General features: G+C 66.2%; 22 protein-coding genes. 12 read left to right on the top strand and 10 right to left on the bottom strand.

The features are described from left to right. Positions 1-51: 51 nt before the first annotated feature. Positions 52-1671 (bottom strand): ABC transporter substrate-binding protein, encoded by a 1620-nt coding sequence (locus ATC04_RS01595; protein WP_047120412.1) that lies wholly within the window; start codon positions 1669-1671, stop codon positions 52-54. A gap of 141 nt (positions 1672-1812) precedes the next feature. Here ATC04_RS01595 and ATC04_RS01590 point away from each other — a divergent pair, with 141 nt between their 5' ends. The 5 genes from ATC04_RS01590 to ATC04_RS01570 all read left to right on the top strand — a co-directional run bounded on the left by ATC04_RS01590 (position 1813) and on the right by ATC04_RS01570 (position 7144). After that, positions 1813-2541, top strand: coding sequence for a FadR/GntR family transcriptional regulator (locus ATC04_RS01590; RefSeq protein WP_047120413.1), 729 nt, complete (start codon positions 1813-1815; stop codon positions 2539-2541). A gap of 243 nt (positions 2542-2784) precedes the next feature. Next, positions 2785-3561: an electron transfer flavoprotein subunit beta/FixA family protein gene (locus ATC04_RS01585; RefSeq protein WP_047120414.1), complete on the top strand. Its 777-nt coding sequence runs from the start codon at positions 2785-2787 to the stop codon at positions 3559-3561. A 13-nt stretch (positions 3562-3574) separates the two neighbouring features. Beyond that, a complete protein-coding gene (locus ATC04_RS01580; RefSeq protein ID WP_047120415.1) occupies positions 3575-4555 on the top strand; it encodes an electron transfer flavoprotein subunit alpha/FixB family protein in 981 nt (326 codons plus the stop codon). A 2-nt stretch (positions 4556-4557) separates the two neighbouring features. Next, positions 4558-6384, top strand: coding sequence for a cytochrome b/b6 domain-containing protein (locus tag ATC04_RS01575; protein WP_082124022.1), 1827 nt, complete (start codon positions 4558-4560; stop codon positions 6382-6384). Positions 6385-6493: 109 nt separating this feature from the next. Next, positions 6494-7144: a class I SAM-dependent methyltransferase gene (locus ATC04_RS01570; RefSeq protein ID WP_047120416.1), complete on the top strand. Its 651-nt coding sequence runs from the start codon at positions 6494-6496 to the stop codon at positions 7142-7144. Between the two features lie 132 nt (positions 7145-7276). Here ATC04_RS01570 and ATC04_RS01565 read toward each other — a convergent pair whose 3' ends face one another. Both ATC04_RS01565 and ATC04_RS01560 read right to left on the bottom strand, forming a co-directional pair. Further along, complete coding sequence (locus tag ATC04_RS01565; protein ID WP_052772540.1) at positions 7277-9043, bottom strand: plasmid pRiA4b ORF-3 family protein; 1767 nt, start codon at positions 9041-9043, stop codon at positions 7277-7279. Positions 9044-9226: 183 nt separating this feature from the next. Then, on the bottom strand, positions 9227-10027 hold the full coding sequence (locus ATC04_RS01560) for an IclR family transcriptional regulator (protein WP_047120417.1): 801 nt from the start codon (positions 10025-10027) through the stop codon (positions 9227-9229). A gap of 254 nt (positions 10028-10281) precedes the next feature. Here ATC04_RS01560 and mhpD point away from each other — a divergent pair, with 254 nt between their 5' ends. From mhpD to ATC04_RS01535, 5 genes are all read left to right on the top strand, one after another. After that, positions 10282-11097: a 2-keto-4-pentenoate hydratase gene (mhpD, locus tag ATC04_RS01555; RefSeq protein WP_047120418.1), complete on the top strand. Its 816-nt coding sequence runs from the start codon at positions 10282-10284 to the stop codon at positions 11095-11097. Next, positions 11097-12071 (top strand): acetaldehyde dehydrogenase (acetylating), encoded by a 975-nt coding sequence (locus tag ATC04_RS01550; protein WP_197413502.1) that lies wholly within the window; start codon positions 11097-11099, stop codon positions 12069-12071. Before mhpD ends, ATC04_RS01550 begins: the two co-directional genes overlap by 1 nt. Continuing rightward, positions 12068-13075 (top strand): 4-hydroxy-2-oxovalerate aldolase, encoded by a 1008-nt coding sequence (gene dmpG, locus ATC04_RS01545; protein ID WP_047120419.1) that lies wholly within the window; start codon positions 12068-12070, stop codon positions 13073-13075. The genes ATC04_RS01550 and dmpG overlap by 4 nt, the downstream gene beginning before the upstream one ends. A gap of 32 nt (positions 13076-13107) precedes the next feature. Beyond that, entirely contained in the window at positions 13108-14289 is a 1182-nt protein-coding gene (locus ATC04_RS01540) for a flavin reductase (RefSeq protein ID WP_052772541.1), read from the top strand. 355 nt (positions 14290-14644) lie between these two features. Continuing rightward, a complete protein-coding gene (locus tag ATC04_RS01535) occupies positions 14645-15085 on the top strand; it encodes a hypothetical protein (protein ID WP_047120420.1) in 441 nt (146 codons plus the stop codon). A 28-nt stretch (positions 15086-15113) separates the two neighbouring features. On the opposite strand, the gene ATC04_RS01530 is transcribed toward ATC04_RS01535, so the two are convergent. Both ATC04_RS01530 and ATC04_RS01525 read right to left on the bottom strand, forming a co-directional pair. Next, complete coding sequence (locus ATC04_RS01530; RefSeq protein WP_047120421.1) at positions 15114-15362, bottom strand: hypothetical protein; 249 nt, start codon at positions 15360-15362, stop codon at positions 15114-15116. 651 nt (positions 15363-16013) lie between these two features. Beyond that, entirely contained in the window at positions 16014-17177 is a 1164-nt protein-coding gene (locus tag ATC04_RS01525; RefSeq protein ID WP_231735874.1) for a TetR/AcrR family transcriptional regulator, read from the bottom strand. A gap of 45 nt (positions 17178-17222) precedes the next feature. Here ATC04_RS01525 and ATC04_RS19820 point away from each other — a divergent pair, with 45 nt between their 5' ends. Then, positions 17223-17375 carry a hypothetical protein gene (locus tag ATC04_RS19820; RefSeq protein ID WP_200899428.1) on the top strand — a complete coding sequence of 51 codons (153 nt, stop codon included), beginning with the start codon at positions 17223-17225 and terminating at the stop codon, positions 17373-17375. Positions 17376-17524: 149 nt separating this feature from the next. Here ATC04_RS19820 and ATC04_RS19815 read toward each other — a convergent pair whose 3' ends face one another. The 5 genes from ATC04_RS19815 to ATC04_RS01500 are packed head-to-tail and all read right to left on the bottom strand — an operon-like array spanning position 17525 to position 22420. Beyond that, the gene (locus ATC04_RS19815; RefSeq protein WP_082124023.1) at positions 17525-18883 is read right to left on the bottom strand and encodes a cytochrome b/b6 domain-containing protein; all 1359 of its coding nucleotides are present in this window, start codon (positions 18881-18883) and stop codon (positions 17525-17527) included. After that, positions 18883-19872 (bottom strand): electron transfer flavoprotein subunit alpha/FixB family protein, encoded by a 990-nt coding sequence (locus tag ATC04_RS01515; protein ID WP_047120423.1) that lies wholly within the window; start codon positions 19870-19872, stop codon positions 18883-18885. Before ATC04_RS01515 ends, ATC04_RS19815 begins: the two co-directional genes overlap by 1 nt. Position 19873: 1 nt before the next feature. After that, complete coding sequence (locus ATC04_RS01510) at positions 19874-20659, bottom strand: electron transfer flavoprotein subunit beta/FixA family protein (RefSeq protein WP_047120424.1); 786 nt, start codon at positions 20657-20659, stop codon at positions 19874-19876. Positions 20660-20714: 55 nt separating this feature from the next. Then, positions 20715-21521 (bottom strand): MaoC/PaaZ C-terminal domain-containing protein, encoded by an 807-nt coding sequence (locus tag ATC04_RS01505; RefSeq protein WP_047120425.1) that lies wholly within the window; start codon positions 21519-21521, stop codon positions 20715-20717. Further along, entirely contained in the window at positions 21518-22420 is a 903-nt protein-coding gene (locus ATC04_RS01500) for an SDR family oxidoreductase (RefSeq protein ID WP_047120426.1), read from the bottom strand. Before ATC04_RS01500 ends, ATC04_RS01505 begins: the two co-directional genes overlap by 4 nt. A 107-nt stretch (positions 22421-22527) precedes the next feature. Between ATC04_RS01500 and ATC04_RS01495 the strand changes: the two genes are divergently transcribed. Next, positions 22528-23274, top strand: a complete 747-nt coding sequence (locus tag ATC04_RS01495; protein WP_047120427.1) for an enoyl-CoA hydratase family protein — start codon at positions 22528-22530, stop codon at positions 23272-23274. Position 23275: the final 1 nt, after the last annotated feature.

The raw sequence follows: 23275 nt of genomic DNA, 5'->3' as shown, positions 1-23275 counted from the left end.
TGCGGCCGGACGCGGCGCCCTGCACGCGGCCTTCATCGAAGCAGGAAGGCGCTAGCCCTTCGGTGCAACTCCGACGAAGGAGATTCCGGTGGTCGGCAGCGGCTGGAAGGCATCGAGCTTGGCCGAGTCCCAGGCCGTTGGCAACTGGCGGTGCAGGATCGGGTACAGCGGCACCTGCGCGGCGACCAGGTTGATGGCCTTGGCCCAGGCGGCCTTGGCGCCGGCCTCGTCCTTGGCCTTCACCGCGGCGTCCAGGTTCTTCTGCAGTTCCTTGTACTCGGCGGTGCCGGTCCAGCGGAAGCGGTTCTTCGGCCAGACGTCGCCGCGGTAGAACCAGGACAGCAGCAGGTCCAGGTCGTTGCCGAAGACCGACGGGTCGCCCGGGGCGGCCACCACGGTGAACTTGCCGGCGTCCACGTTATCCGCGTACAGCGCGCCGGACTGCAGGTTCTGCATGGTCACGGTGACGCCCGGCAGCTTGTTCCAGGATTCGAGCATCAGCGGGGCGATGTCCTTGACCCAGGAGGTGTCGGTGGTCAGCAGCTCGAAGTTCAGCGAGGTGACGCCGGCTTCCTTGAGCAGCGACTCGGCCTTGGCCTGGTCGTAGGTGTAGACGGTGTCGGCTTTCACGTACTGCGGATGGGTGTCCTGCACGTAGGAGGTCGCGGCTTTGGCGTTGCCCAGCAGCGCGGTCTTGATGATCGATTCGGTGTCCAGCGCGTAGTGCAGGGCCTGGCGGACGCGGACGTCGGTGAACGGCTTCTGCTCGCAGTTGAACATCAGGAACAGCAGCCCGAAGGACTGCACGGACTCGACGTTGACCTTGGACTTCAGGCGGTCTACGTCCAGGTACGGCACGTCCTCGATGGCTGCGACGCGGCCGGACTCCATGGCGGTCACGCGGGCCGCGGCGTCCGAGAGCAGGAACCAGGTCATGGTGTCGGCCTTGGCGGCGTACTTGCCGTTGTAGTCAGCGAACTTGGCGAACTCGATCTTGTCGTCCTTGGTCGCCGAGACGAACTTGTACGGGCCGGAGCCGATTGGCTTGGCGTCGAAGCCTGCCTGATCTTTGGAGGCAACGGCCTTCGGGACGACCTTGACCACGGAGATGCGGGTCGGGAACAGCGGGAAGGCGTAGTTCAGCGTGAAGGTCACGGCGGAATCTCCCTTGGCCTTGACCGACTTGATGAACGGGATGAACTGGGCGAACAGCGAAGCGTTCTTCTCATCCAGCACGCGCTCGAAGGAGTAGACCACGTCGTCCACGGTCACCGGCTCGCCGTTGTGGAACTTCGCGTCCTTGCGCAGTTCGACTTCCCAGGTGGTGTCGTTGACCTGCTTCGGATCGGCCGCGGCGAGGGCCAGGTACGGCTCGCGGGTTGCCGGGTGGAGGTCGACCAGGCCTTCGAAGATGTGCATGTTGGCGGCGAACGGGGTCGCGCCCGACGAGGTCATCGGGTCGAAGCCGGTCGACAGCGCGTAGGAGATGCCGGCGGTGAGCGCCAGGGATCCTGCCGCGCCGCTGGCATCAGCGCCGGTGCTGGTGCCGGTGTCGCCCGAGGAGCAGGCGGCGAGGGTTGACGAGAAGACCGCCGCGGCACCGATCATGCCGCTGATCTTGAGGAAATTTCGACGTTCCATGGATTTGTTTGCCACGTCCTTGATCGGCATTGTTTTCCACCTCCGAGAGAAAAATGTCTGTTCGTCGGACGTGGGATGTCCGATCTATGGATTAGACTGTAATAGGAATCACGCAATTTCGTCAACAGCATCACATTCCGCACCGAAGCCCCCGGAAAGGAAACCCGAAATATGAGTACAGCCGCTCGGCGATCCGACGCCAGATCTCGCCTTCGCGCTCTGACGAACGACATCACGGGGATCATTCTCGATCGCAACCTGGCTCCGGGCGATCCCATGCCCACCGAGCAGGAACTCATGGCCGAGCTGGGCGTCGGACGCAACTCCCTGCGCGAGGCGATCAAGGTACTCCAGGCTCAGGGCATCATCGACACCCGCCACGGCTTCGGCATGTTCGTCGCCGAGGAAAATCTCAGCGCCCTCTACGACACGCTGTCCTTCCGCGGCCAGATGTCGCTGCGCCAGAACGGCCAGAGCGCCAGCGAACTGGTCGACGTGCGCCAAGCCCTGGAAACCGGACTGATCGGCATCGCCATCGCCTCCGCCACCGAAAACCACCTGCAGCGCTTGGGCGACTGCGTGCAGCAGATGGAGCAGCACGCCGCCGCCGGCGAGGGATTCACCGAAGCGGACCGCCAGTTCCACCAGATCCTCTTCGAACCGCTGGACAACCGGCTGCTCTCCAACCTGATGGGCGTCTTCTGGGACGTCTACCACTCGATCCACGATTCAATCAGCAACTTCCCGCACGACCAGGAAATACTGGTCGAGACCGCCCGCGGCCACCGGCGCATCCTGGATGCGGTCATCGCCAAGGACGTCCAGACCGCCCAAGCGCTGATGGCACACCACTTCGACGGCATCCGCACCCTGCTGGAACAGCGTTCCGCGGCGACCTGAAGAAGCTAGCGGCTCCGAGCCCCGCGCGCCCCTCCTCCCCCTGCCGGCGATTCGCGCTTCACCTCGCCTTTTCCATGACATGACGGTGAACCACGACCCGCAATCCGACACCAGGCGGCATTAATCAGTATTGTGTTTTACAACACATGCTTCATTTGGCGGTCGGCATCCTCGACCGCCCGACAGCGGCCCGACAACCACCGGGCTGCGTGCAGCGCGTGGCGATTAGCTGAGGAGAGATTGATGAAGATCGCTGTTCTGATCAAGGAAGTCCCCGACACGGGGGCGGACCGGCTGCTGAATCTGGAAACCGGTTTGGCGGACAGAGCGGCATCCGAGGCAGTCCTCGATGAAATCGGCGAGCGCACCCTGGAAGTCGCGCTCAAGTACGCCGACGGCACCCCGGGAACGGAGATCACCGTGCTGACCATGGGCCCGGATTCCGCTCAGGCAACCCTGCGCAAGGCCCTGGCCATGGGGGCAGCGTCCGCAGTGCACATCAGTGACGAGCAGCTGCTCGGCGCCGACCTCCTGCTCACCGCAGACACCTTGGCCGCCGCGCTGCGCCGCGGGAACTACGATCTGGTCCTGACCGGCAACATGTCCACCGACGGCGCCGCCGGGGTGCTTCCCGCCATGCTGGCCGAGCTGCTGGACCTGCCGGCCGCCACGGGACTCTCCGAAGTCCGGATCAGCCCGGAGGCTGTGGAAGGATCCCGCGAATTCGACGGTGTCCGCGCCCAGATCAAGGTGCCCCTGCCGGCCATCGCCTCCATCACCGAGTCCCTGCCCGATGCGCGGTTCCCGAACTTCAAGGGCATCATGGCCGCCAAGAAGAAGCCGATCGAGGCCCTCGGCCTGGCGGACCTGGGCATCGACCCGCTGCCGGCGGACACAGCGAGGACCATCATGCTCTCGGTGGCCAAGAAGCCGCCACGCGAGGCCGGCACCGTCATCACCGATGACGGCGAGGCGGGCAACGCCCTGGCCGATTTCCTGGTCAAGAACAACCTGGCGTGAACGGAGAACACTCATGACAACTTTTGCCACCGATTCAATTCTCGTTCTCCTGGAAACCGCGCCGGGTCCCGCCTTGGCCAAGAACCATGCCGAGCTGCTGGGCGCCGCGGCGGCCGTGGGAACCCCCGTGGCACTGGTGTCCGGGCCGGCGCAGGCCCTGCCCGCGCTGGCGGCGCAGGCCAGCTCCTCCGGGGCCGTCCAGGTGCTGACGGTGCCGTTGGAGGGCCGGCCGACCGTCCCGCTGGTGGATGCCCTGCAGGCAGCCGCCGCTCTGGTCCAGCCGCAGGCGGTCCTGGCCGGCCACACCGACTCCAGCCGCGAGGTCGCGGCCCGTTTCGCCGTGCGCGCGCGGGCCTCGCTGAGCGTCGACGCCGTCGGAGTTTCCCGGGATGACCAGGGTGTTGTCGCATCGCATGCGATCTACGGCGGAAGCTTCTCCACCACCAGCGCCCCAACCTTCGGCGCTCCGGTGATCACCGTGCGGGTGGGCAGCATCGAGGCCCGCGCCGACGCGCAGCCGGAGCAGTCCACCGCATTGGAGGTCGCCGCCAGCGGCAAGCCGGACATCGAGGTCACCAACCTGGAGACCATCGAGTCGACTTCCTCTCGCCCGGAACTGCGTTCTGCGGACCGGGTGGTCTCCGGCGGCCGCGGTCTGGGCAGCGCGGAGCAGTTCGCGCTGGTGGAGCAGCTGGCCGATGCATTGGGGGCCGCCGTGGGCGCATCCCGCGCCGCAGTGGATGCGGGCTTCGTTCCCCATGCAGCGCAGGTTGGCCAGACCGGCGTCTCGGTCTCCCCGCAGCTGTATGTGGCGCTGGGAATTTCCGGGGCCATCCAGCACAAGGCGGGGATGCAGACCGCCAAGACCATCGTGGCCATCAACAAGGACGCCGACGCACCGATCTTCGACATCGCCGACTTCGGCGTGGTCGGCGACGTGTTCAAGGTGGTTCCGCAGCTGATCGCGGCGCTGGAAGCCGCGAAGGGCCGGTAGCCATGAGCACCCCGACTCGTCTGCCGCGCCAGGGGCTGCCGCGCATTCCCGGCGGCGAACCGTGGCCTCCTGCCAAGTTCCTGGCCGCGGCCTCCGAAGCGCTCCCTGCCGATCCCGGCCAGCTCGATGCCGCGCAGCCATCCGCCACGGCTCCCGCTGTCGAAGGTCCCGCCGCCGAAAGTTCCACTGTGGACAGTCCTGCGGCCGGGAATCCGGTGGTTGAGGCTCCTGCGCCACCGGTGCAGTCCGCTTCCCCGGCGGCTGCAGTAGCAGGCACCCTGCGTCGCGGTCTGCCGCGTGTGCCGGGCGGGGAGTCTTGGCCTCCGGCGGAAAGGTCCGTGGCGCCGGCCGGTTTGGCCGATGCAACCGAAGCTGCCTCCCTGCCGGCGGAAGTCGCGCCCGCCGCAGAACCGGCCGTCGCCGCGTCAGCTGGCACGGTAGCTTCCGAACCATCTGCCCCTGAGGTCCAGGCATCGGCCGATCCGGCCGCTGAATCCGCTCCGGCGGGGAAGCTACGCCGCGGGCTGCCCCGGACACCCGGCGGCCAGCTATGGCCTCCGGTCTCGGCCGCTCCGGCCCACTCGGTTCCGGCGACTCCTGCCCCCAAGAGCACTGTACCCGCACAGCCCGCAGCCCCCGCTGCGCAGGAACCCGTCGCACCGGCAACGCCGACCAAACCTGCCGCGGCACGTGTGGCGAAGCCCGAAGCACCTGAACCCCAGGCTAAGTTGACCCAGCCCGTTGCGGCGGCAGCCTCGGTTGCCGAGCCCGCGCCAGCGCCTGCCCCAGCGGCGGCCGCATCGGCCAAGCCGACTGCGGCACCACAGCCGCGCAAGCCGCTCGCCCCGGCAACTGCCCCAGCAAGGCCTGCCGCGGCTGCCACGGCGGCACCCAGGAAGTCCGAGCCGAAGCGCCACGGCCCGCTGACCACCAGGCAGTGGGTGCTGGCCGGGGTGCTGGGCGCCTTCTGCGCACTGGGCATGGCCACCGCGGTCGTCCTGCTGGCCCGCTGGTTCGTCGGGTTCGACGCGATCTCCAGCTTCATCGCCCGCCACCCGGGCGAATACCACCTGCCCGAGTCGGCACCCGTGGGAATCCCGGGATGGCTGGCCTGGAACCACTTCTTCAACCTGTTCCTGATGGTCTTGATCATCCGTACAGGGTTGCAGGTCCGGCACCAGCGCAAACCGCCTGCCTATTGGTCCTCGAAACGCAGCCCCAAGGTGAGCATCAACCTGTGGCTGCACCAGAGCCTGGACCTGCTCTGGCTGGTTAACGGCCTGGTGTTCGTGGTCCTGTTGTTCGCTTCCGGGCACTGGATGAGAATCATCCCGACCTCCTGGGAAGTTTTCCCGCACGCCATCTCCGCCGCACTGCAGTACATGACGCTGGATTGGCCCACGGAGAACGGCTGGGTGAACTACAACGCGTTGCAGCAGCTGGCCTACTTCGCGACGGTATTCATCGCCGCGCCGCTGGCGGCCGCCACCGGATTCCGCCTCAGCGCGTTCTGGCCCAAGAACGCGACGGCGCTGACCAAGCGCTATCCGATCGAAGTGGCCCGCGCGCTGCACTTCCCCACCATGCTCTACTTCGCGCTGTTCATCGTGGTGCATGTGGCGCTGGTGTTGTCCACTGGGGCCCTGCGCAACCTGAACCACATGTTCGCAGCCCAGGGTTCCACGGATCCGACCGCGTTCGCCGACAATTGGACCGGTCTGTGGCTGTTCGCCGTGGCCATCATGGCCACCGCGGCCGCCTGGGCTGCCTGCCGGCCGATGATCCTGGCGTCCATTGCCCGGCTCTTCGGAAAGGTCAGCGCACGGTAGGCAACGTATGGGTTTTTGCCGGTGGCGCAAACTGCCTCGCCCGGCCCGCCGCCTGCGCCTAGGATCGTTGATGACGACCCATCGGCTACGGACTAAGGGGAATGCAGGCATGGACCACCATCACGATACCGAGGAGCTTCGCGGAGTCGAGTTCTGGGAGAAGCACTACGGCGGTTCAGAGCGCGTCTGGTCAGGGAAGGTCAACCAGGTCATTGAGCGTCTGGTCGCACCGTTGGCCCCGGGCACCTCCCTGGACCTGGGCAGCGGCGAGGGCGGCGACGTGATGTGGATGGCATCGCGGGGATGGCAGGCCACCGGCGTCGACATCTCCCCGACCGCTGTGGAACGCGCCCGGCAGGACGCTACGAAGCACGGCTTCACCGAGCCGCGGGCCACTTTCATCGCCGCGGACCTGTCCGAGTGGAGCACCTCCCAGACCTTCGATCTGGTGACGCTGAGCTTCTTCCAGGCGCCGTTCGAGTTCGCGCGCGCTGAGATCCTGCGCAAGGCCGCGCAGCTGGTGGCCCCCGGCGGGCATCTGCTGGCGCTGTCCCATGCCGCACGGCCTTCCTTTGCCCCGGCCTTCGATGGCGAGGTTCCCGCCTTCCCGCAGCCGGATACCGAGCTCGAAGCGTTGCAGCTGGATTCCGATCAGTGGAGCGTCCTGCAGGCGGAAGTCATCGAACGCGAGATCACCGACCCGAATGGGAATCCGGCCACCCTTGAAGACACCGTGGTGTTCATCCAGCGCAAGCAGTAGACGCCAAAACCAAAGATCCCCTTGGACCTTCATGACAGCAGGTCCAAGGGGATCTTTTGCCGGCCTGAATACCGGGTCGCAACGCGGCCCAAGGGAAGTTGGGCGCTGCGGGGCCAACGACGGCTTGGAGTCTTAGAACTCCGCCATCAGCCGTTCGTTGACCGATTCAATGGTGAACTCCGCAGGATCCGGGATCTCAAAATACGTGTCGGCCAGCCACTCCTGGACTTCCTCGTGTTCCGGATGCCCAGCGTCCCGGATGATGTCCATTTTGGCGTCCCACCCCTCGGTTCCGCCCGAGTTCTCCAGCGGCGAGAAGCGCCGGCCTCCGGTGCACCGCGGCAGGAATTCCCCGTCCCCGTCGAGGACCTTCTCCACGTCGATGCGCACCCGCCAGTCGTCGCCGAAGTCGTAGCTGTACTCCAGCCTGTCCTTCTCGGCCTTGAGCACCTCCGAAACCAGGGCCGCGGTTTCATCGACGTCGACTTCCAGCTCGGGGATGTCCGCCCCGTAGCTGGTTCCGTCGTAGAGTCCGGTGCGGAAGATGTGCAGGTGGGTGTTGCCCCAGTCGAAGGCGGCCTGGATGATGTCATGCAGGTCGCCGAGGTGCAGGTCCATGGGCACCAGCACCCGGCGCCAGATCGGCGGCTTGGTATCCCGCAGTCCGAGCTTCAGCTGCAGGACCTTCCCGGTATACGGCTCGGTGCGTGCGGGGCGGAACAGCTCTTCTTCCTCCCAGTCCGCGGCGTCGCCGTAGAGTGATTCCTCGTCGTCTTCGGGGCCCAGATCCTCGTCTTCCAGGTCTGCCAGAATGGTCTGCACCATGGGCGGCACCGTGTAGTAGTCGCCGGATTCGACGATTCCCAGATCAATCATTTCCCGCATTCGTGCGTGGGCCTTCGCCCAGACTTCCTCGCTGCGGTCCGGGTACCGATCTTCCGCCACCAAATGGGGCTCGCCGTCCTGGGCTGCGGTAAGCCAGCCCAGCGTCAGATCCCAAACTTCGTCGGCTTCCTCGTTGCCTTCTTCCGGCGTCGCGATCAGCAGCTGGACCATCGAACGCACCAGCAGATAGGTGGCACCCAGGCCCACGTCACCTTCGGCCGTCGCGAATCCCTCGGCATTCTCCATGAGCTGCGGCTGGCCGAAATCGAGGCTCAGCACCCCTGCCATAACCAGGCTCATGAAGACATAACCCATGATGATCTCACGGCGTTCGCCGGTAATTCCGGAGGGAATTGATGCTTCCAGCTCCTGCATGGCGGACTGGATGAAAGGCTGCGGATCATTGGAGTCCCACCGGCGTTCCGGCGATTGGGCAACCCACGCGGCCATCGCGTGCCCGAGCGCGACTACCGGCATGGCATCGAACTGCGCTTTCGCAGCAGCCTCGCGCTCTTCCGTGCTCAGCTCGGCTTCTTCCTCGAAGATCCCGCCGATTCCAGGACCCCCGTTGAACGAAAACTGCGTGCTGTGCAGGCCGTCGCGCAGCATCTCCAGCTCTCTGGCGTGATGCTTCCAGAGTCCGGACTCCTCGAGGAACAGGCTGTAGGAAATCCAGGCCTCGGACAGGATCATGCCGAGGTGCTTCTGGTCCTCGCGGTGCTCCTCGCGCTCAACCAAGCCGTGGACAATGGCCACGATTGCCTGGGGATCGAAATCCGTCACCGAATCCAAACCAACGAGATCCGCGTAGAAGCTCAGCGAATCGCGCACCGCCATCAGATCCATTTCCACCGCACCGGTGCCCTGGTAGGTCTGCTCGTACCACCGCACGTAGTCCGGCGTCAGCGCGTCGAGACCCCGCTTGACCTTTGCATGGGCCAGCGACATCACGTTGGCGTTGACCTTCGCCGGATGCCCCTGCTTGCGTTGCGGCTTCTTCTTTTTCTTGGCCATGGGGACCACCTCTTTCCAGCGTCACCTTGCTTTCTTCAAGGTTACGGTGGTTCGCGTCCCGTTATCGCCTTATTGCCCGCGCAAAATACCGAACGACTGGAAATGCTGCCAGACTTCCGTGGAGCAGGGGCTGGCAGCATACATGCGATGCCGGTCAACGAGCGGAGCGCCGCCGGGTGCGATTCAGGCGGTCATGGAGGCCGGAGCGCTCAGCGCTTCGGAGATTCGATGCGCAGCCTGCTGGACCAGCGGAGCCACCAGCTCCATGGAGTCGCGGCCTCGCCCCACGAGCGACAAGGCGGCAACCGGCTTGCGGCGAACGCGGATGGCCGCTGCCACGCAGGTGATACCCTCATAGCTCTCGCCGGATTCGTAGGCCAGTCCCCCACGGCGTCGAATGCGGGCGAGTTCCGAGTACAGCAAGGTCGAGTCGGTCAGCGTCTTGCCGGTGACCCCGGGCAGGCCGTTGGCGAAAATCTCGTCCAGGTCCTCCGGATCCATCCACGCCAGCATCGACTTGCCCAGTGCGGTGCCGTGGGCAGGGTTGACGCCGCCCACGCGGGACGGGATGTTCACCGCGGTCGGGCCGCCCAGCTTATCCAGATAGCGGATGTTCACGCCCTCCAGCACCGCGAGGTGCACCACCTTGCCGGTGCGGATCTGCAGATCGTGCAGCAGCGGCGCAGCTTCAGCGCGGATGCGGCTGCTGATCGAGTCGTTGTTGCGGTACTTCAGCGAGCGCCACCCCATGCCATAGCCGTCGGGTGCGTGCTCCAGCCATCCGAGTTGCACCAGCTGGTCGAGGATGCGGTGGGTTGTGGACCGCGGAAGGCCGGCACGGACGGTGATCTCGTCCAGAAGCAGGCGAGCATCCTGCGGCTCGAAGGCCTCCATGATCATCGTCATCCGGGAGACCATGGACGGTGCCTGGGTGGTGGCCTGAACGGTCGGGACAAGGGTTGGGGCAGAGGTCAGAACGCTCATTTGGAAACCTTCCTGGGAAAAGGGATTCAAGTCTTCTACTGCGCTTCGCTGCGCAGGCCATGCTTGTGTCCACCTCGCGGAAGCTGCTGCAAAACTTCCATGTGATGTGAACCACGTCTTCGTTTTCATTCACTGTACACGTCACTACAGAGAAAAACTAGAACTAGTTTCAATTTATTTATCCCGCTCTCTGAGACAACAGAATCACGCCCCGAAGCGAGCTGTAGATACTGGAGTTTCACTTTGGAGGACGGATGACTACACACACTCAAACGGTTCGCGCACAGTCCACGGCACTGGCGGATCTCGCCCTGCGTCTGCGCGAGGCTGAACTCAACGGCGTTGCCATCAGCCCCATCCGCGACGAGCTGGCAGCCGGCGGCATCGAAGCCGCCTACGAGGTCCAGCGCCTGAACGAGGACCACGCGATCAGCGCCGGGCGCCGTGTCGTCGGCCGCAAGATCGGACTGACTTCGCCGGCCGTCCAGGCCCAAATGGGTGTGAACCAGCCTGATTTCGGGGTGCTGTTCGCAGACATGTGCCTGGCCGACGGCGAGCCGCTGGCCGCCAACGCGGTGCTGCAGCCGCGGGTCGAGGCGGAAATCGCGCTGGTCCTGAACAAGGACCTGCCGCACCCGGACACCACCATCAACGAGCTGATCTCCGCGGTGGACCACCTGCTTCCGGCCATTGAAATCGTCGGCTCCCGCATCGAGAACTGGGATATCTCGATTCTGGACACGATTGCGGACAACGCCTCCTGCGGGCAGATCGTCACCGGCACGGTGCCGGTGCTGCCCACGGCGCTGGACCTGTCGGCCGTCGGCATGGCCATGGAAGTCAACGGCAAGGTCCGCTCGGTCGGATCCGGCGCCGCCTGCCTGGGCCACCCGTACCGCGCCGCGCTCTGGCTGGTGCGCCGCATGGCTTCGCTCGGCCGGCCGCTGCGCGCCGGAGAAATCCTGATGACTGGGGCGCTGGGCCCCATGGTCGACTTCCCCGCCGGAGCCAACGCGGTGGCAACCATCCAGGGCCTGGGACAGGTCCGCATCACGCACGAGGAGAACTAATGGAACAGCACAATCGCTGGCCGGTGGCCATCATCGGCTCCGGCAACATCGGCACCGATTTGATGATCAAGGTCATGCGCGGCTCGACCCGCCTGGAAATGGGCGCCATGGTCGGCATCGACCCGGAATCCGACGGCCTGCGCCGCGCGGCCAAGTTCGGGGTGGCCACCACCGCCGAGGGCATCGACGGGCTGCTGGCGCTGCCGAACTTCAAGGACATCAAGATCGTTTTCGACGCGACCAGCGCCGGCGCGCACCGCGCCAACTGGGAGAAGCTGAAGGACACCGGGGTCCGCGTCCTTGACCTGACCCCTGCCGCCGTCGGCCCGTCCTGCATCCCAGTGGTCAATCTGGAAGACCACCTGGATGACTCGAACCTGAACATGGTCACCTGCGGCGGCCAGGCCACCGTGCCGATGGTCGCGGCCATCAGCGCCGTCGCCCCGGTGCGCTACGCGGAAATCGTTTCCTCGGTCTCCTCGCGCTCCGCAGGCCCGGGCACCCGCGCCAACATCGACGAATTCACCGAGACCACCTCGCAGGCGCTGGTGGACATCGGCGGCGCGGGCGGCGGCAAGGCCATCATGATCCTGAACCCGGCCGAGCCTCCGATGCTCATGCGCAACACCGTCTACGCGCTGGTGGAGGGCGATCCGGACCTGGGCCGGATCGAATCCTCGATCCTGGAGATGGCCGCCAAGGTGCAGGGCTACGTCCCGGGCTACCAGCTCAAGCAGGCAGTGCAGTTCGAGACCTTCACCGAGGAGAACCCGCTGTACCTGCCGGAATCGGGCAACTTCACCGGCGTGCGCGTCACCGTGATGCTCGAGGTCACCGGCGCGGCGCACTACTTGCCGGCCTACGCGGGCAACCTGGACATCATGACCTCGGCCGCCATGGCCGTGGCCGAACGCTGGGCGCAGCACCACTCAACCACCGCAGAAAACCCAGAACTCCAGGAGGCCCGGGCATGAGCAAGCTCTACATCTCAGATGTCACCCTGCGCGATGGCATGCACGCCATCCGCCACCAGTACAGCGTCGAGTCGGCAGTCGCCATCGCCACCGCCCTGGACAAGGCAGGGGTCGCCTCCATTGAGGTAGCCCACGGCGACGGCATCAACGGCTCCTCCTGCGTCTACGGCTTCGGCGCCCACACCGACCTGGAGTGGATCTCCGCGGTGGCCGCCGCAGTGAAGAACGCCAAGGTCGCCACCCTGGCGCTGCCGGGCATCGCCACCATCACGGATCTCAAGGCCGCCAACTCGGCCGGCGCCACCGTGGTGCGCATTGCGACCCACAGCACCGAGGCGGACGTCTCCGCGCAGCACATCGCCGCCGCGCGCGAGCTGGGCATGGACACCGTCGGTTTCCTGATGATGTCCCACATGACCGAGCCGGCCGAGCTGGCCCGCCAGGCCAAGCTCATGGAAAGCTACGGCGCGACCTGCGTGTACGTGGTGGACTCCGGCGGAGCGTTGACCCCGAAGGGCGTGGGCGAACGCGTCGACGCCTTCCGCCAGGTGCTGGATCCGGCCACCGAGATCGGCATCCACGCCCATGAGAACCTCTCGCTGAGCATCGCGAACTCGCTGACCGCCGTGGAGCACGGCGCGAACCGGGTGGACGCGTCGCTGGCAGGCATGGGCGCAGGAGCGGGCAACGCCCCGCTGGAGGCGTTCATCGCCGCCGCGGACAAGTACGGCTTCGAGCACGGCTGCGATTTGCCAACCCTCATGGACGCGGCGGACGACCTGGTCCGCCCGTTGCAGGACCGCCCGGTGCGCGTGGACCGCGAAACCCTCTCGCTGGGCTACGCCGGGGTGTACTCCAGCTTCCTGCGCCATGCCGAAGCCGCCAGCGAGCGCTACGGCATCCCTACCACCGACATCCTCATGGAACTGGGCAAGCGCCGCATGGTCGGCGGCCAGGAAGACATGATCGTGGACGTCGCGCTGGACCTCATCGGCCAGAAGTAGCTGCGCCAGCGAAGTACTGAAAGGAAAAGACCGTGAATGCAGTAGCACTGGGGGCACAGACCCCGCCCGTCTCAGATCCGATGGCGTTCCGCAACGTCCTGGGACACTTCCCGACCGGCGTCGTGCTGATCACCGGCATCACCGAGGACGGCGAACCGGTCGGCATGATCGTCGGCTCCTTCACCTCGGTGTCGCTGGATCCGCCGCTGGTGGGCTTCCTGCCCACGGTGACCTCCTCCACCTTCAAGAAGCTGCGCACCGCCAGCTCCTTCTGCGTGAACGTGCTGGCCGCCGACCAGGAAGAGCTGTGCCGCCGCTTCGCCGGCCGCGCGCCGAACAAGTTCGAGGACATCGAGTGGACCCCCGCTCCGTCCGGCGCCCCGGTGCTGGACGGCGCGGTCGCCTACATCGACTGCACCTTCGAATCCATCACCGACGCAGGGGACCACTACATTGTGGTTGGCGCGGTGCAGGAATTGCAGGTCTGCTCCCCGGTGCCCCCGTTGCTGTTCTTCCAGGGCGGCTACGGCCGCTTCGCCCCGCTGTCGCTGCATGCGCCGTTCGAGACCGACCTGATCCGCGGGGTGCGTCGCGCGGAGCGCCACAGCGCGAAGATGGAGCAGCTGGCGACCTCGCTGGACGCGGATATTTCCATCATGGCGGTTATCGGCGATGAAATGGCGGTGATCGTCTCCGGCACCGGCGAATTCCATGACGGACAGCGCCTGGGTGAACGCATCCCGCTGATGCCGCCGATGGGCGAAATGTGCCTGGCCTGGGAGGACGAAGAAACCATCGAACGCTGGCTGGCTCGCGCCCTGCCGGCGGACGAATGCACCGCGGAGGACTACCGTGCCCGCCTGCAGGTGGCCCGTGATCGCGGCTGGTCGGCTACCATGCGCGGGGACTACGCGGATGACGAGGTCTACTCGGTGCTACGCGAATACTCCTCGGGCCTGTACACCCCGGCCCAGGAGCGTAGGCTGCGCGAAATCATCGCGCAGACCTCCTCCGGCTACGCCCCGGTGGATTTCGTTGACGAGCGCAGCTACGACGTGGATTCGCTGATGGTTCCGGTCCGGGACGCCGCGGGCAAGGTCCGCCTGGTGCTGCGCGCCTCGGACCTGCCTCAGGGCGTTTCCGGCGCAAAGGTGCTGGATTGGGCGCAGGAGCTGGCGCGCACCGCTGAGGAAATGAGCGGCACCGAAGACTAGGCTGATTCGGCCTTTAGCCTGCGCGGACCCCCGGCGGATATGCACTTCCGCCGGGGGTGTGCGCGTCACGGCTCTTTGCTGGAGGCTCACGCTCCGAGCCTGCGGGACATTCCTCTGCCGGGCTTGAAACGACGTTCCTGAAGTTAGAAAATTCTCGACCTCGCGAGTATATTGGCCGTCATTTAACTCGACTGTCGAATATGTTATTCGGGATTATGGGCGTATTCTCGGAGGAACACTCCACGATGATCACCGATCGCCATTGGCGACACCCGGGGATTCCAGCTGGCAACCAACTGCAGCGGGATTTCGTGGGCAATCACCTTTCGGAGAGCTGCCATCAGCGGAGGAACATATGGACTATCCTGAGCTGCGATCACGCACCACCCAACGCGTCAGCGAGCTTCTCAGCTCGCCGGAAGCCAGGCGCCATCTGGCCAGCTATGGCTGGGTCGAGGGCATGCCGGTCGTGCTGGCGGATCGCAACGAGCTGCTGGAAGACGTGATGGGGTTCGTCTCTATTCACGGACGCGCCGTTCTCCTGGCGCTCTGCGAAGCGGAAAGCGACAACTTGGAACTGTGGCACGTCACCATTCCCAGCCCCATTTTCACCAGGGTTGCTCCGCTTCCGCCTGAAACCACCCTGGGCGACGTGTGCGTCAGGAACCGGCTTAGTCGGCTCTCGCCGTTTCGAGTTTCCTTCTGGGCTCACAGCGCCGCAATCCACGAGGTGCCGTGTTTCGTCCGCACGGACATGAACTTCACCAGATCACCCGCTCCCGTGCAGCCGCGCTAGGCCAACAGCCCCTCCTGGCGCCATTCAGCTAGGATTCTTCATGGTCCGCCGCGCGCGACTCGACGTTTCCTTCCTCGGCTAGGCGATGCACGGTGTCGAGCAAGCTCTGGACGTCGACCGCCCGGCCGTTCCAATAGGAGGCGTCCAGCCCGAAGCCGAGTTTCGCATCTGCAGCCAGCTTCGTGAAGCTATCGCGGTGCGCTTCCAGCCCGCTGGTGAGATCGTCCAACTGGTCGTGTGTGAGCGACAAGTGGATGTCTTTGCGCCGGTCCATCATGATCTCCTCGGTAATCCAATAGATTCATGTTCCTTCGTCCTTGCGCACTGTCGTGCTCAAGAATCGCGACCGGTGGTGGTTTCCTCGAGCCGCTCCGCGTGGAGGATCGCTAGAGCAGTCTGCGTTTCGTTTCATGTCGTAAGCTTAGCGGGGAATATGAACGCTGTTTCATTGAGTATAAACGCCTTGAATAGCCCACTGCATATCGTTGGTTCTCCGTCCCCTAACATGGTGCGTTTGACGGGGAGTGGAACTGGACGAAAACTGCGTTTCACTGCGGTCCCAAGGAAGCGGTTCAATGGGCGAGAGCAAAATTCGCCGGCGGCTGCACGCTCGGATGCCTTTCTGATCGCCGCCAGATCAGCGCGCGGTTCGTTAACGGCCTCCCGTGTTTTTGGCCGATGCGGAGGAAACGGTGGGCTTCATCGTTTTCGCCATGGCACGGGCTCGCATCCGTTGTTCCGAACGCCGCAATTTTCCAGTGCCATCTTCGGGCAGCGGTGCTGCGCACCTGACAGTCCTGGCAACCGGCAGAAGCACGCCAGCACACCGCATCCGCAAGGGGCCGGTGGACAAATGCCCGCGCGACAATTCGGCTCGCGAACCGAATACCGGCTGGTTTCTTCGGCGAATTATTCCCGGCGCCCAGGCTCAGGCGGCTTGGGCGTCCCGTTGCGCAATCTGGACGATGGCGTTGCTGATCAACGTTGCCAGCAGCTGCGGATCATAGAACTGCTCGTCGACACGGCGTCCGATGAGCATCCCGTCAAGCATGCGGAACAGACAAACGGCAACGTCCTGGGCATGGCGTCGTTGAGGCCCGGCTACGGAGCCCAACAGCGCGGAGAACCAATCGACGGTCGCTTCGAAGGTCTCCTGCAGGACTTCCTCGAGCTCGCTGCGACCCGTTTGAATATGCTCGGCTCGTTGCAGGAGCAGCAGCAGGCTCATCGGCACCGCGCCCTGGCCGTGCTCCGCGTCCCTAAGTGACGGCAGGATGAACGTGCGCATTTGTTCGGCCCAGTGCTCGCCCGGGGGCAGACCGAAGTCCTTTTCACGCAGTTGCTTCCACCCTGCACACGTATTGGAAATCACGGCGGAGAGCAGCTCGTCCTTGTCCTTGAAAGACCAGTACAGGGAGCTGGCGGGAAGTCCTGCGCGTTCGCACACCTTGGAGATGCTTACTCCATCATATCCCCATTGTTCGATGGCCTCCTGGGCCCCCCGCAACAAGGCCTCACGACCCGATTCCGCATCGTCGGCGGATGCCAGTACCGCCATCTGCGGCGGGGTCGGCGTAGATGGAGCGAGGTCGTGGACCTCGGCCAGTACCACCAGCTGTTCTGCCACCGCGTCCAGGGCGGCTGCTATGATCCGGGTCAACCGGGCGGTATCGGTGGTCCGCGGGCCACGCAGCTTCAGGAAGCTGCTTTCACGCTCGGCGACCGTGAAGTTCCCCATGAGCCGGGCCGCTGCACGGCGCTGCGGCATGTTTTCCGGCAGCGTGCGCTCCCACCAGTCCGCCGTCCATTCGATGGCTTCCCCTCGAATTTGCAGGAAGCGGTCGCGAGCCGGGACCGGTTCTTCGGGTTTGGTCAGAGCCAGCTGCAGGCCTACACGCCAGTACCCCATTTCGCCTTCGCCGTTGGGCGAGTGCATGAGATGCGAGTACAAGTCGTTGGCGCGCGAGGAGGACGGCGGGGTGTCCAGCCAGTTCGGCAACCGCTGGGCCTGGGAGCGGTAGGCGTGCTCGAGTGCGGCCGCGACCAGCTCCTCCTTGCCCGAATAGTGCCAGTAGATGGAGCTTGCGGACAAGTTGCAGGCTCTGCGCACCATGCTGAGGCTGGTTCCGGAGTATCCGTGGACCGCGACCAGCCGCATGGTTTTTTCAAGAATTCTGGTTCGGGTTTCTTCGCCCTGCAGGTTCTTTCGTTCTGTCTTGCGCTGCGCCAAACGTCTGCTCGTTTCTCAATCCTGCCCGGTCCCCAACCAGAAATGATGGACTCTCAATAATCAAGTGAACCCTGCACAACGGAACCGTGCAAGGCCAGTCCCGCTTTCGCACTCTCAAAGATCAAATAATTCCTTATCATCCAGTGGGAAACCACGAAGGACCGCCCCGTCGCAAAGATGCGCGGAGCGGTCCTTCCAGAGTGCAGCAGCTAGCGCCCGACCTTGCCGAACAGCGAGGCCAGCGGGGCCAGCAGGATCGGCCGGGCGGCGAACCAGCCGCCGACGATGACCAGCAGCGAAGCGAAGAAGATCCAGAATCCGGTCCAGTTCACCGCGTCCTGCGCCGCGTACATGTGGTTCAGGTTGCGCAGCGCCCCGGTGGAGAAGACCAGGGCCACGTGCACCACGATGAATGCCACGAAGTAGAACATCACCGGCAGGTGGATCGCCCGGGCTACCTCGATCGGGTAGGCGCGCGACAGCTTCTCGGCCCTCGTAGGCCAGGCCCCGGACATCCGGAATCCCGTGATCGCGGCCAGCGGCGCGGCCAGGAAAATGGTCGCGAAGTAGGCCAGCACCTGCAGGCTGTTGTAATTCACCCAGCCGTTCTCGGTCGGCCAGTCCAGGGACAGGTACTGCAGCGCGGCCGAGAGCGCGTTCGGGAAGACTTCCCAGCTGGTCGGCACCACGCGCATCCACTGGCCGGTGGTCAGCAGCAGGATGACAAACACCGCGCCGTTGACCAGCCAGAGGATGTCGAGGAATTGGTGGAACCACAGGTTGATGCTGATCTTCTTGGGGTTCTTGCCGAATTTCGCGGTCCAGCTGGCTGGCGGGCGGCGCTGCGTGCGCACCTGCCATCCCGAACGGATGATCAGCACCATCAGGAAGATGTTGAAGAAGTGCTGCCATCCCATCCACGCCGGCAGCCCGACCGGAGCTCCTTCGGGCAAGTGGGTCTCTCCCGGGTAGCGGGCCAGGAAGGATTGCACCGAGTCCAGCGAGACCAGCCAGCGGGCAGCAAGCACCGCGGCGCCCAGCAGCACCAGCAGTCCCACGGCCAGCAGCAGCGTCTTGCCGCCGGCGGTGGCCCAGAGCTTGGCCAGGGCGCCGGGCTCGCTCGGAGCCGGCTTGGCCGGAGCCGCAGACGGCTTGACGGCAGGCTGGGCCTGAGTCTTCGCCGCTGCGGGTTGCGGCGCGGCAGGGACCTGCGCTTGCTCCTGAGCCGGTGCAACAGGCGCGGCGGGTGCCGATTCCGCGGCGGCCGGGGTGCTTGCGGCACCCGGGCGCGGAAGCCCGCGACGTCCGGACGTCGCGGCCGGCGGCGTGGCCACCGGTTCGGCGACCCGCTCAGCCTGTTTAGCTGTCGCCGAAGCGGCCGGCTGCACCGGCACTTGGTCGGCCGCCGCCTGCGCGGAGCCTGGACGCGGCAGCCCGCGGCGCACGCCGCCCGAGGCCGCGGCGGCAACGGGCTCGGCGGCCTGCTGAGGCTGTTCGTTTTCCTGCACCGGAGCCGGAGGCTGGGCCGGGGCGGCTCCGGGGGTTCGCGGTAGTCCCTGCCGTGCCATCAGTTAGCCCGCTTCCCCTCAATAGCCTCGACCAGCTGGGGAACCACCGTGAACAGGTCTCCGACCACGCCGAAGTCGGCGACGTCGAAGATCGGCGCCTCCGGGTCCTTGTTGATGGCGATGATGGTCTTGGAGGTCTGCATGCCGGCCCGGTGCTGGATGGCACCGGAGATTCCCAGTGCGATGTACAGCTGCGGGGCGACGGTGACGCCGGTCTGGCCCACCTGCATGGTCTGCGGCACGTAGCCGGCGTCCACCGCGGCGCGGGAGGCGCCAATGGCACCGCCCAGGGCGTCGGCCAGCGACTCGACCAGGGAGAAGTTCTCCCCCGAGCCCAGCCCGCGTCCGCCTGAGACCACGATGTCAGCTCCGCGCAGGTCGGGGCGCGAGGACTCGATAACCGCTTCTTCGCGGGAGGTGATCACGGCGTCCGGCGCGCCCGAGGACTGCACGGCCAGCAGCTCGAGCTGGGCCGGCTGCGCGGTGGCGCGGGCATCGCTGGAGCCCTGACGCAGGGTGATGACCAGGGCGCCGGTGGTGGCTGCCGAATCAACCAGGTAGGCGCCGCCGTACACCGAGTGGTGCGCGATGATGCCTTCCTCGTCGCGGTCGATGCCCACGGTGTCCACTGCCAGCGCCAGGCAGGCGCGGGCGGCGAAACGCGCGGCGGTGTCGCGGCCGCGGATGGAGTTCGGGGCCAGCACCGCCTCGGGCTGCACCTGTGCGTAGGCGGCGGCCAGCGCATCTACCAGGGGCGCGATGACCGCGTTGCCGGCGGCCGCGGAGTCGGCGACCAGTACGCGCGTCGCGCCCAGTTCAGCCAGCTCCTGCGACAGGCGCTCGGCCTGTGCGGCGGGGGCCAGGGCCAGCGCCACGGCGCTGCCCACCGAGGCGGCCGCGCCGAGCAGTTCGCCCGCGCCTGCGCGCAGCTGCCCCTCCGGCGAGGTGTCCACCAGGACCAGGATCGGGTTCCCGGAATTGCTGCTCATTTTAATGCCCCTTGATCAGTTGGTTCTTGGCCAGGAATTCGGCGATCTGCTCGCCGGCGTCGCCTTCGTCGACGATCCGCGTACCGGCGCTGCGCGCCGGACGGGCGGCGGCGGAGATCACGATGGACCGCGCTTCCTCTTCGCCCGGGGCCACGCCCAGGGCCTGCAGGTCCAAGGTCTCGAACGGCTTCTTCTTGGCCGCCATGATGCCCTTGAAGTTCGGGAAGCGGGCATCGGGCAGCGCCTCGGTGATGGAGATGACGGCCGGCAGGTCGGCGCTGGCTTCGTAGCGCTCCACGTCGGTGTTGACCTGGCCTGCGACGGTCAGCTCGTCGATTTGCACGCTGGACAGCGCCGCCAGCCCGGCCACGCCGAGCAGTTCGGCCAGCATGGACGGCAGTGCGCCGCCTCCGCCGTCCGTGGACACGTTGCCGGCGATCACCAGGTCGAACCCGATCTGCTTGGCCGCGGCGGCGATCACCTGGGCGGTCAGCGTCAGGTCCGCGCCGAGCAGCGCCGGATCCTGCACGTGCACCGCGCGGTCCGCGCCCATGGCCAGGCCCTTGCGCAGGGTGGTCGGCAGGCTGCCTTCCGGACCCACGCTCAGCAGCACCACTTCGGTGCCCGGCTGCGCTTCGCGGTGGCGCAGCGCTACCTCCAGCGCGCGCTCGGTGATCTCGTCGAGCACCGGCTCGGCGTCCGCGCGCTTCAGCAGCCCGGTTTCCAGATCTATGGCGCGTTCGCCGTAGGTATCCGGGACTTCCTTCATCAAGACGATGACTCTCATGTGTTCCCTCTATCTAGCTGTCGTGGCGCTGCCGCGCCCCGGTCTGCGGCTGTGCTTAGCCGAAGACCGCCAATCCGTCGGCGATTACCGTACGGTCGGCCACTGCGGCCTCGAATCGTCCGTTGTCCCAGGTCTTGACCTCGATGCGGTCCCCGGGGAAAACGACCCCGGAGAAGCGTCCGCCGAATTGAACCAGGTCCGCCGGGTGCGCCCCGGCCAGTTCGGCCAGCGGCAGCGTGGTTGCGGCCAGCGAGGACAGCCCGTGCAGGATCGGGCGGTCCTGCCCGATGCGCTTGGCTGCCTGCGGATCGATGTGGATGTGGTGCTTGTCCCCCAGCAGCCGGTAGAGCGCGGCCTGGTTCGGCGCGGTCTGCATGCTGGCGGTGCCCGTGGCAGGGGTTTCGGGGGCGGCGGCGCGGGCCGGGCCGCGATCGCCGTCGAAACCGCCGAAGCCGGGGGCGAAGATCTGCCAGGTGGCCTGGAAGTGGTCGCATTCGACGATGATGTTGAAGACGGCGGCGCCGCCCTTGTCCCAGACCTCGCCCACGCGGGCGTTCAGCGCCAGCTCCCCGCTGCGTGGCAGCGGCTTGGAGACCAGCAGCTCCTGGGCCCCGTGCACGGCGCGGTTGTCGAAGGCGCCGCGGTCGGCCAGCAGGTCCGGGGCCCACTGGGCCAGGGTCAGGCCGAAGGACGGCAGCACGCGCAGCCGGTCCTCGAAGATCAGGTCGAGGTCGGTGGGCCGGGCGCCGACGGCGAGCGCGTACAGGATCGCCTGGTCCTTGGTGTAGCCGACGGTCTTCTCGCCCAGATGCCGGCCGGCCCAGGCGCCGGCGGTCATCGGGTCCACTGCTGCGGTGCTCATGATCCGTACACCGGTTCCGGGACGGCGGCCTGGGCCAGCAGCTGCTCGATCTGGGCGCCGACGGCCGCGGCCTCCCAGCGGGCTCCGGAGTCGACCTGCGGGCCGTGGTTCCAGCCTTCCTCGATGCATACGCGGCCGCCTTCGACCTCGATGACGCGGCCGGTGACTTCGCTGCCGGCGCTGGCCAGCCAGGCCACGACCGGGGAGACGTTGGCCGGGTTCATGGCGTCGAAGCCCTCTTCCGGGGCGGCCATGGTCTCGCCGAAGGCGTCTTCGGTCATGCGGGTGCGGGCGGCCGGGGCGATGGCGTTCACGTTGACGCCGTAGCGGGCCAGTTCGTGGGCGGCGACCAGGGTCAGGCCGGTGATGCCCGCCTTGGCGGCCGAGTAGCTGGCCTGTCCGACGCTGCCCTTCAGGCCTGCGCCGGAGGTGGTGTTGATGACGCGGGCCTGCGGGGTGCGCCCGGCCTTGGCCTCGTCGCGCCAGTACTTGGAGGCGTGGCGCAGCGGGGCGAAGTGGCCCTTGAGGTGCACGCGGATGACCGCGTCCCATTCCTCTTCGGTGGTGTTCACCAGCATGCGGTCGCGCACGAATCCGGCGTTGTTGACCAGGATGTCCAGCCGGCCGTAGGTGTCGATGGCCTGCTGCACCATGGCGCCGGCCTGCTCGAAGTTCGCCACATCGGCTCCGTTGGCCACGGCCTGCCCGCCCTCGGCGCGGATGGCCGCGACCACTTCGTGGGCCGGGTTCGCCGGGTCGATGGCGCCGCCCAGGGTGGTGCCGAAGTCGTTGACCACGACCATCGCTCCCTGGCGGGCCAGTTCTAGTGCATGTTCGCGTCCGAGTCCGCGGCCTGCGCCGGTCACGATGGCGACGCGGCCGCTCAAAATGCCAGTCATGGGCTTTTTCCTTTCGTCGATGTGGTGCTTATGGATTGCCAGTGTACCTGAAACCAAGCAAGTGCTAGGGTAACAAACAAGCAAACGTTTGGTACAGGGAGGTCCCAATGTCGATCACTTCAGCAATGCACTCCAACGGAGTCCGCGTCATCACCATGAACTACCCGCCGGTCAACGCGCTGCCGGTCGCCGGATGGTTCGGCGTCGCGGACGCCATGAACGAAGCCACCAAGGACGCCAAGACCCGCGCGGTCATCCTGCGCGCCGAGGGCCGCGGCTTCAACGCCGGCGTGGACATCAAGGAAATGCAGTCCACCGAGGACTTCAACGCCATCCTCGGCGCCAACCGCGGCTGCTTCGCCGCATTCAAGTCCATCTACGAGTGCGCGGTGCCGGTCATCGCCGCGGTCAACGGCTTCTGCCTGGGCGGCGGCGTGGGCCTGGTGGGCAACGCGGACACCATCGTGGCCAGCGACACCGCCTACTTCGGCGTGCCGGAGGTGGACCGCGGCGCGCTGGGCGCAGCCACCCATCTGGCCCGGCTGGTCCCGGCCCACATGCTGCGCACCTTGTACTTCACCAGCAAGAACATCAGCGCCCAGCGCCTGGCGGAGCTGGGCTCCGTGGCCGAGGTGGTCGGCGCCGACAAGCTCGACGAGACCGCGTTCTCCTACGCCAACGAGATCGCCGCCAAGGACCCGCGCGTCATCCGCGCGGCCAAGGAGGCGCTGAACTGCATCGACCCGATCGACGTGAACCGCAGCTACCGCTTCGAGCAGGGCTTCACCTTCGAGCTGAACCTCGGCGGCGTCGCCGACGAGCTGCGCGACGACTTCGTCGCCACCGGAGCCTAGG

Origin of the sequence: Arthrobacter sp. YC-RL1 (assembly GCF_001454985.1) — a bacterium.
GTDB classification, from domain to species: domain Bacteria; phylum Actinomycetota; class Actinomycetes; order Actinomycetales; family Micrococcaceae; genus Glutamicibacter; species Glutamicibacter soli.
This window is presented reverse-complemented; position numbering and strand designations above follow the sequence as displayed.